Origin of the sequence: Streptomyces sp., from assembly GCF_031178505.1 — a bacterium.
Classification (GTDB): Bacteria; Actinomycetota; Actinomycetes; order Streptomycetales; family Streptomycetaceae; genus Streptomyces; species Streptomyces gulbargensis.
The window spans coordinates 1-8,039 of sequence record NZ_JAPSIW010000279.1 but is presented as its reverse complement, the minus strand read 5'-3'; the positions used below and the strand labels follow the sequence as shown (position 1 = coordinate 8,039).

The 8,039-nt window shown below is 73.4% G+C and carries 5 protein-coding genes and 1 pseudogene; 3 read left to right on the top strand and 3 right to left on the bottom strand.

Going from position 1 to position 8,039, the window contains the following annotated elements; translation table 11 throughout:
- Positions 1-102: 102 nt before the first annotated feature.
- Positions 103-1,350 carry an MFS transporter gene (locus RIF68_RS19090; protein ID WP_309052487.1) on the bottom strand — a complete coding sequence of 416 codons (1,248 nt, stop codon included), beginning with the start codon at positions 1,348-1,350 and terminating at the stop codon, positions 103-105.
- Between the two features lie 163 nt (positions 1,351-1,513).
- Entirely contained in the window at positions 1,514-2,554 is a 1,041-nt protein-coding gene (locus RIF68_RS19085; RefSeq protein ID WP_309052486.1) for an endonuclease/exonuclease/phosphatase family protein, read from the bottom strand.
- Positions 2,555-2,926: 372 nt separating this feature from the next.
- On the opposite strand from RIF68_RS19085, the gene panB reads away from it, so the two are divergent.
- The 3 genes from panB (at position 2,927) to RIF68_RS19070 (ending at position 5,799) form a co-directional block, all read left to right on the top strand.
- Positions 2,927-3,790, top strand: a complete 864-nt coding sequence (gene panB, locus RIF68_RS19080; protein WP_309052485.1) for a 3-methyl-2-oxobutanoate hydroxymethyltransferase — start codon at positions 2,927-2,929, stop codon at positions 3,788-3,790.
- Between the two features lie 156 nt (positions 3,791-3,946).
- A complete protein-coding gene (locus tag RIF68_RS19075) occupies positions 3,947-4,948 on the top strand; it encodes an ATP-binding cassette domain-containing protein (protein WP_309052484.1) in 1,002 nt (333 codons plus the stop codon).
- Entirely contained in the window at positions 4,945-5,799 is an 855-nt protein-coding gene (locus RIF68_RS19070; protein ID WP_309052483.1) for an ABC transporter permease, read from the top strand. The genes RIF68_RS19075 and RIF68_RS19070 overlap by 4 nt, the downstream gene beginning before the upstream one ends.
- 18 nt (positions 5,800-5,817) lie before the next feature.
- Here the strand turns inward: RIF68_RS19070 and RIF68_RS19065 are convergent.
- Positions 5,818-8,039: pseudogene (locus RIF68_RS19065) on the bottom strand (AfsR family transcriptional regulator); the annotation flags it as partial.

Genomic DNA, 8,039 nt, shown 5'->3' with positions numbered 1-8,039 from the left:
CCCACCCGGACGGCCGGGCCGGGACCCAGGGAGACCGGAACCGGACCCGCGGCCGGACAACCGGACCGGGAGACCCACCCGGACGGCCGGCTCCTCGCCGGCCTACGCCCGGGACGGCGACGGGGTCGGGGCCGCCTCCGGCTCGGCGTCGACGAGCGGGCTTCCCGTGACGACGCGGGACGCCTCCCCCTCCGTACCCGACGCGGCGGGCCCACGGTCGAGCACCCCCGCCAGGACGGCGATCGCGAGGCCCACGGCGGCGAGGACCGCGCCGACGAGGGCCGGGGAGGTCCAGCCCCAGCCGGCGGCGATCGCGGCGCCGCCGGCCCAGGCGCCGCCCGCGTTGGCGAGGTTGAAGGCGGAGTGGTTGGAGGCCGAGGCGAGGGTCGGGGCGTCCTTGGCCTTGTTCATGACCAGCATCTGGAGCGGGGTGGTGGTCATGAACCCGACCGCGCCGAGGACGACCACCGTCACCAGGGCCAGCCAGGGCACGTGCACGGTGAAGCGGAAGGCGACCAGGGTGAGCGCGAGGGCGGCGAGCGAGCCGTAGAGCGTCGGGCGCGGCGCCCGGTCGGTGAGCGGACCGGCGGCGAGCGCCCCGCCGGTCATGCCGATGCCGAAGAGGGCGAGGACGACCGTGACGGTGGACTCGCCGAAGCCCATGACCTCGGTCGTCATCGAGGCGAGGTACGAGTAGACCGCGAAGACGCCGGCGAAGCCGAAGACCGCGGTGAGGAGCCCCAGCAGCACCTGCGGGCGGCGCAGGGCGCGCAGCTCGCGGCCGAGGCCCTGGCGCTCGTCGACGGGCACGTACGGCACGAGGCGGGCGAGCGCGGCGAGGGCGACCAGGCCGATCACGGCGACGACGAGGAAGGTGGCCCGCCAGCCGAGGTGCTGTCCGAGGAGGGTGGCGGCCGGTACGCCGAGGATGTTGGCGACGGTCAGGCCGAGGAACATCGTGGCGACCGCCCGCGCCTGGCGGTCCTCCCGGACGAGCCGGGCGGCGACGACGGCGCCGACGCCGAAGAAGGCGCCGTGCGGGAGCCCGGCGAGGACCCGGCCGGCGAGGAGCCAGCCGAAGCCGGGGGCGAGGGCGGAGGCGAGGTTGCCGACGATGAACAGCGCCATCAGGAGCAGGAGCATCCGCTTGCGCGGGACGCGGGAGCCGAGGGCGGTGAGCAGCGGGGCGCCTGCGACGACGCCGAGGGCGTAGGCCGAGACGAGGTGGCCCGCGGTGGGGACGGAGGTGCCGAGGTCGTCGGCGACATTGGGCAGGAGGCCCATCATCACGAACTCGGTGGTGCCGATGCCGAAGGCGGAGACGGCGAGCGCGAGCAGGGCCAAGGGCATGAGGGGAGGGGGCCTTTCCGGAAGTAAGTTCTTCGACGGAACAAAGTCTCCCAGGAGAAATGTTCCCGCCGGCTTCCGGGGGATGAAGGGGAGGTTTCGGACCGGAGGCACCCGTCCCGCTCCCCTCCCCGGCGGACCCCGACCGGTCCGGCCGCCCCCGGCGTCAGAAGCCGATGCGCGCGGCGACCGGAAGGTGGTCGCTCATCGTCTCCGGCAGCGTCCAGGAGGCCATCGGCTCACCGCCCCGCACCATGATCTGGTCGATCCGGGCCATCGGGAAGGAGGCCGGCCAGCTGAAGCCGAAGCCGTCGCCCGCCGCGCCCTGCGTGGACCGCATCTGCGAGGTGACCGCGTTGAGCGCCCGGTCGTTCATGGTGCCGTTGAGGTCTCCGAGGAGGACGACCCGCTCGTTGCCGTCGGCCGCGATGGCCTCGCCGAGTGCGTTGGCACTGGTGTCGCGCTGGTTGGCGGTGAAGCCCGCGTTCAGCTTGACCCGTACGGAGGGGAGGTGGGCGACGTACACCCGGACCGCCCCCTTGGAGGTCACGACCTCGGCCCGCATGGCCCGGGTCCAGCCCATGTGGATGTCGACCGGCTCGGCGCCGCGCAGCGGCAGCTTGCTCCACAGGCCGACCGTGCCCTGCACGGAGTGGTGCGGGTAGGCCTCGGCGAGAACCCGCTCGTAGACCGGGACCATGTCGCCCTTCAGCTCCTCCAGGGCCAGCACGTCGGCGCCCGAGGCGGCGAGACGGCGGGCGGTGCCCTCGGGGTCCGGGTTGTCGGCGTTCACGTTGTGGGTGGCGACGGTGAGGTCGCCACCCACGGCCGACTTGTCGGCGACGAGACCGCCGAAGAGGTTCAGCCAGACCACCACGGGGAGCAGCAGCGCGATCAGCGCGGTGGCGGAGCGGCGCAGCAGCGCGAGGACGAGGAGGACCGGCAGGAAGAGGCCGAGCCAGGGCAGGAACGTCTCGGTGAGGCTGCCGAGGTTGCCGACCCGGTTGGGAATCTCGGCGTGGAAGACCATCAGGAGGGTGAGCACGAGCGAGGTGAGGGCCAGGAGGACGCCGCGGCGCCAGATCCCGCGGTCGTGGCGCAGACGGTCCAGGAGGGCCCGTGAGCGGGTCCCGGAGCCGGCCCGGAAGCCGGGGCGCCCGCTTCCTCCGCCGCGTCCGTCGGTCCCCGTCATGTCCACCCGCGCCATCGCCCGTCCTCACTGCCTAGCCGCCGGACGTGCCGGCGGCGTCGTACTGCCTACTGCGTCGCACTCCGTGCCCGACGTCGACCCTAGGGGATCTCCGGGACCGTCGTACTCCCCCAGGGACGACACACCCCCGTCCCGGGGTTCCTGCAGGTGGCGCGGTCCGGGTGGCTGTGACAGAACCCGCACATTCGTACCCCTCCGTCCCCCCCTGCGCCGCCGTCTCCGGCCGCCCGCCTGCGGGGGCCCGGTGTGTCGCGGGTGTGAACAGCGCCACTCCGGCCCACTTTCCCGCCCGGCCGACCAAGTGCCACCATGGACGTGGTCCGGGGACGCCGTCAGGGCGCCTCGAGATGACACAAGGAGCCGTGCACCATGACGCTTCAGGCTGCCCAGAAACCGCCCGCCGACAGCAGCAAGGCGCTGTACGGGGGGAAGGGCACCCGCCGTATCACCGTCCACGACATCGCCGCCGCCAAGGTCCGCGGCGAGAAGTGGCCCATGCTCACCGCCTACGACGCGATGACCGCCTCCGTCTTCGACGAGGCCGGCATCCCGGTGATCCTCGTCGGCGACTCCATGGGCAACTGTCACCTCGGCTACGACACCACCGTGCCCGTCACGATGGACGAGATGGCCCTCCTGTCCGCCGCCGTCGTCCGGGGCACCAGGCGCGCCCTCGTCGTCGGCGACCTCCCCTTCGGCTCGTACCAGGAAGGGCCCGTCCAGGCCCTGCGCAACGCCACGCGGCTGGTCAAGGAGAGCGGCGTCGGCGCGATCAAGCTGGAGGGCGGCGAGCGTTCGCTGCCGCAGACCGAGCTGCTCGTACAGGCCGGCATCCCGGTCATGTCCCACCTGGGCCTCACCCCGCAGTCCGTGAACACCATGGGCTACCGGGTGCAGGGCCGCTCCGACGAGGCCGCGCACCAGTTGCTCCGCGACGCCAAGGCGGCCCAGGACGCCGGCGCGTTCGCGGTGGTCCTGGAGCTGGTCCCGGCCGAGCTGGCCGCCGAGGTCACGCGTTCGCTGCAGATCCCGACCATCGGCATCGGCGCGGGTGCCGGCACCGACGCGCAGGTCCTCGTCTGGACCGACATGGCGGGTCTGACCGGCGGCAAGGTGCCGCGGTTCACCAAGCAGTACGCGGATCTGCGCGCGACGCTCGGGGACGCGGCCCGTGCCTTCGCCGAGGACGTCACCGGCGGGGCGTTCCCCGCCGAGGAGCACACCTTCCACTGATCCGCCTCCCCCGACAGCCCGCCGGCCCCTCGCCGGCGGGCTGCCGGCCTTGTGGGCAGGTCGTCGGGGGGCCGCTGTCGGTCGTTCGTCGGGGCCGTGGGGGCGCTGTCGGTCGTTTGTCGGGGGCCTGTCGGTGGGTGCCTGTTTCCTGGGGACATGACGCGATCACACACCAACGCCGTCGAGGTCCGGGGCCTCGTGAAGCACTTCGGCGCGACGAAGGCCCTCGACGGGGTCGACCTGGACGTGCGGGAGGGCACCGTCCTCGGGGTCCTCGGGCCGAACGGCGCCGGGAAGACCACCCTGGTCCGCTGCCTGTCCACACTCCTCGTCCCGGACGCCGGGACGGCGACCGTCGCCGGGTACGACGTGGTGCGCCAGCCCCGACAGCTGCGCCGCACCATCGGCCTGACCGGCCAGTACGCCTCGGTCGACGAGAAGCTGTCCGGCTGGGAGAACCTGTACATGATCGGGCGGCTGCTCGACCTCTCGCGCGCCGACGCCCGCCGCCGGGCCGACGGGATGCTGGAGCGCTTCTCGCTCACGGAGGCCGCCAAGCGGCCCGCGATGACCTACTCCGGCGGCATGCGGCGCCGTCTCGACCTGGCCGCCTCGATGATCGGCCGGCCCGCCGTCCTGTACCTGGACGAGCCGACCACCGGTCTCGACCCCCGCACCCGCAACGAGGTCTGGGACGAGGTGCGGCAGATGGTCGCGGAGGGCGTGACCGTGCTGCTGACCACCCAGTACATGGAGGAGGCGGAACAGCTCGCGAGCGAGCTGACCGTGGTCGACCGCGGCAAGGTCGTCGCCAAGGGCGGTGTGGACGAGCTGAAGGCGAAGGTCGGCGGCCGCACCCTGATGATCCGGCCGACCGACCCGGACCAGGTGCCCGCGATGGCCGCCGCGCTCCGCGAGACCGGGCTCGACGGGGTCGCCGGCGCCACCGTCGTACCGGACGAGGGCGCGCTGCACGTGCCCATCCTCACCGACCAGCAGCTGACCGCCGTCGTCGCCCTGCTCGGGGCGCGCGGCTTCGGCATCGCCCACATCGGCACCCATCTGCCCAGCCTCGACGAGGTGTTCCTGGCCATCACGGGCCGGCGGACCTCCGCCACCACCCCGTCCGACACGATCAGCGAGGAGGTCGCCGCATGAGCACGACCACCGTCACCGAGTCCCCCGCCGGCGCCCCGGCCCGTACGCCGGCCCGGTCCGCCGCCGACGACGAGGGCCGCATCGGCCTGCGGGCCAATCTCCGCCACATCGCGGCCCTGGCCCGGCGCAACGCCCTCCAGATCAAGCAGGACCCGGAGTCGATGTTCGACGCCGTGATGATGCCCATCATCTTCATCCTGCTGTTCGTGTACGTCTTCGGCGGCGCCATCGCCGGCAAGGGCAACAACGACGTCTACGTGAACTACGTGACGCCGGGCCTGATGGCGATGATGGGCATGAACATCGCCATGGCCGTGGGCGTCGGCATCAACGACGACTTCAAGAAGGGGGTCATGGACCGGTTCCGGACGATGCCGATCGCCCGGTCCTCCGTCCTGATCGCCAAGATCGTCGTGGAGGTCGGCCGGATGCTGATCGCCACCGCGATCCTGCTCGGCATGGGCTTCCTGCTCGGTCTGGAGATCCACACCTCGTTCCTGCACCTGCTGGCCGCGATCGGACTGTCGATGGTCTTCGGCGCCTCGCTGATGTGGATCTTCATCCTCCTCGGGCTCACCCTGAAGACGGCCCAGGCGGTCCAGGGCATGGCCATGCTGGTCCTCATGCCGCTCCAGTTCGGCTCGTCGATCTTCGCGCCGACGACCTCGATGCCGGGCTGGCTGGAGACCTTCACGGACTACAACCCGCTGTCGAACCTGGCCGACGCGGCCCGCAACCTGATCAACGGCGGTCCGGTCGCCCACGCGGTGTGGATGACGCTCGGCTGGGCGCTGGTCATCACCCTCGTCACGGCGCCGCTCGCGGTGTCCAAGTTCCGCAGGAAGACCTGACGCGGGGCCCCAGGGGGGTCAGGACTCGGCGCGTGCTCTGATCGCGTCGGCGGCGCGTCCGAGCAGGGCGGCGGCCTCTTCCATGGAGAGGCCGTCGCCCTCGGCGTACGCGGCCTCGAAGGCGGCCTCGCCGAGGACGCTCCGGCTCAGCTCCGTGGCCTTCTCCAGGTTCTCCCGCTCCAGGGACGGCGACCGGTGGCCGTCGGGCAGGAAGCCGGCGCGGGCGCCGAGGAGCACCGCCCCGAGCCGGGCCTCCGGGCCGCCGAGGCCGGCGAGCGCCCAGGCGGCGGCGACCGTGTGGGCGGCGGGCATCTGCGGGGCGACCATCATCGACAGGGCGTCCAGGGAGCGCCCGTACGCCTCCACGGCCAGGTCGAGCGCGGAGCCGTACCGCCCTTCCAGGTTGTCCAGCCAGCTCAGGCAGCCGAGGGTGAAGCCCTCGAAGAGGGAGAGGGTCGCGGAGCCGAACTCGGCCCGCAGGGCGTCGAGATGCTCGCGGGCCTCCGCGTACTGTCCGGTGCGGCCGAGGGCGAGGGCCAGGAACAGGCGGGCGCCCAGCATGGGTTCGTGGCCGCGGCCGTGCGCGCCGGCCAGGATCTCGCGCAGGATCGCCTCGCCCTCCGCCGTCCGCCCGGTCTCGATGAGGATGTCGGCGTAGCGGGCGCGGAGCAGTGCCATCTGGGACTGGGCGCCGATCTTCGCCGCGTGGCCGATGGCGGCGGCGAAGTCCGCGCCGGCCTCCTCGAAGCGGAGCAGGCGCTCGTGGGCCTCGGCGCGGGAGGAGAGTGCCTCCGCGGCGCCCCAGGCGTCCCCGAGGCGTTCGAAGATCTCCAGGCTCTCGTCGGCGTCGGCGCTCGCCTCGGCGGCCAGGTCGGCCCGGTTGGCGAACATGTTGGCCCGCTGCTGGAGGGCGTTGGCCAGCTCCCACGCGTAGCCGTGGCGGCGGCAGGCCTCGACGGTCGCGTCGAGGATCTCGCGCAGCCGGCCGGCCTCGCCGATGAGGAGGACCGCGAAGACGGCGAAGGCGCCGGGGAGGCGGCAGCTCTGCGGCAGGCCCGGCCGGTGGACGGCGGTCATCTCGCGGAGCCTGCGCACGCCCTCGGGGGTGGTCCAGCGGCCGGTGTCGTGGTCCATGTTGAGCAGTTCCACGAGCCGCACCCCGCGCCGGGCCTCCCAGCGCTGCTCCTCGGAGAGCGGGGGCGGCGCGGCCGTGCACGGCTCGTGCAGGGGTACGACGGGGGCGGCGGGCGGCGTGAACGGGTCGGGTCCGAGCGCGGCGGCGGCCCGCGCCCCGTGCAGGGCGTCGGTGCGCAGGTCGCGCATCTGCCAGTACCAGAGGAGGGAGTGGACGAGCACCAGGGCCTCGTCCTCCTCACGGGCGTCGACGGCGCGGCGCAGGGCGGTGCGCAGGTTGCCGTACTCGGTGTCGAGGCGGGCCATGGCCTCGACCTGGCCGTGGCCGCGCAGTCGGGGGTCGGTGGTGCGGGCGAGTTCGCGGTAGTACGTCAGATGGCGGCGCTCCGCCGCGGACCGCTCCCCGGCCTCGTCCAGCCGCTCCCCCGCGTACTCCGCGACCGTCTCCAGCAGCCGGTAACGCATCCCGCCCTCACCCGGGCCCGCCACCACCAGCGACTTGTCCACCAGCGACCCCAGCACCCCCAGGACGTCCCACCCCTCCGGCCCCGCGCACACCGCCTCGGCCGCCTCCAGATCACAACCCCCCGTGAACACCGACAACCGGCCGAGCACCGCCCGCTCGACAGGGTCCAGCAACTCCCAGGACCAGTCCACCACCGCCCGCAGCGTCTGCTGACGCGGCAACACCGTCCGCGCCCCCGACGTCAGCAACCGGAACCGGTCGTCCAGCCGCTCCGCGATCTGCCGCACACCCAGCACCCGCAACCGCGCCGCCGCCAGCTCGATCGCCAACGGCAACCCGTCCAGCCGCCGCACCACCTCCCCCGCCGCCACCACGTCCTCCTCCACCCGGAAACCCGGCCGCGCCGCCGCACCCCGCTCCCCCAGCAACCGCAACGCCGCCTCCGGCGCCAACGGCCCCACCGGCCGCACCACCTCCCCCGGCACCCCCAACGGCTCCCGGCTCGTCGCCAGCACCCGCACCCCCGGACACCGGGCGAGCAGTTCCTCGGCCAGGCCGGCCACCGGCCCCAGCAGGTGCTCACAGTTGTCCAGCAGAAGAAGCATCCGGCGTCCCGCGCAGTGCTCCACGAGCCGCGCGA

What these genes read in the sequence shown, in the direction of transcription:
- RIF68_RS19090 (WP_309052487.1), bottom strand. Translation starts at nt 1,350, where the DNA reads ATGCCCTTGGCCCTGCTCGCGCTCGCCGTCTCCGCCTTCGGCATCGGC.
- RIF68_RS19085 (WP_309052486.1), bottom strand. Translation starts at nt 2,554, where the DNA reads ATGGCGCGGGTGGACATGACGGGGACCGACGGACGCGGCGGAGGAAGC.
- panB (WP_309052485.1), top strand. Translation starts at nt 2,927, where the DNA reads ATGACGCTTCAGGCTGCCCAGAAACCGCCCGCCGACAGCAGCAAGGCG.
- RIF68_RS19075 (WP_309052484.1), top strand. Translation starts at nt 3,947, where the DNA reads ATGACGCGATCACACACCAACGCCGTCGAGGTCCGGGGCCTCGTGAAG.
- RIF68_RS19070 (WP_309052483.1), top strand. Translation starts at nt 4,945, where the DNA reads ATGAGCACGACCACCGTCACCGAGTCCCCCGCCGGCGCCCCGGCCCGT.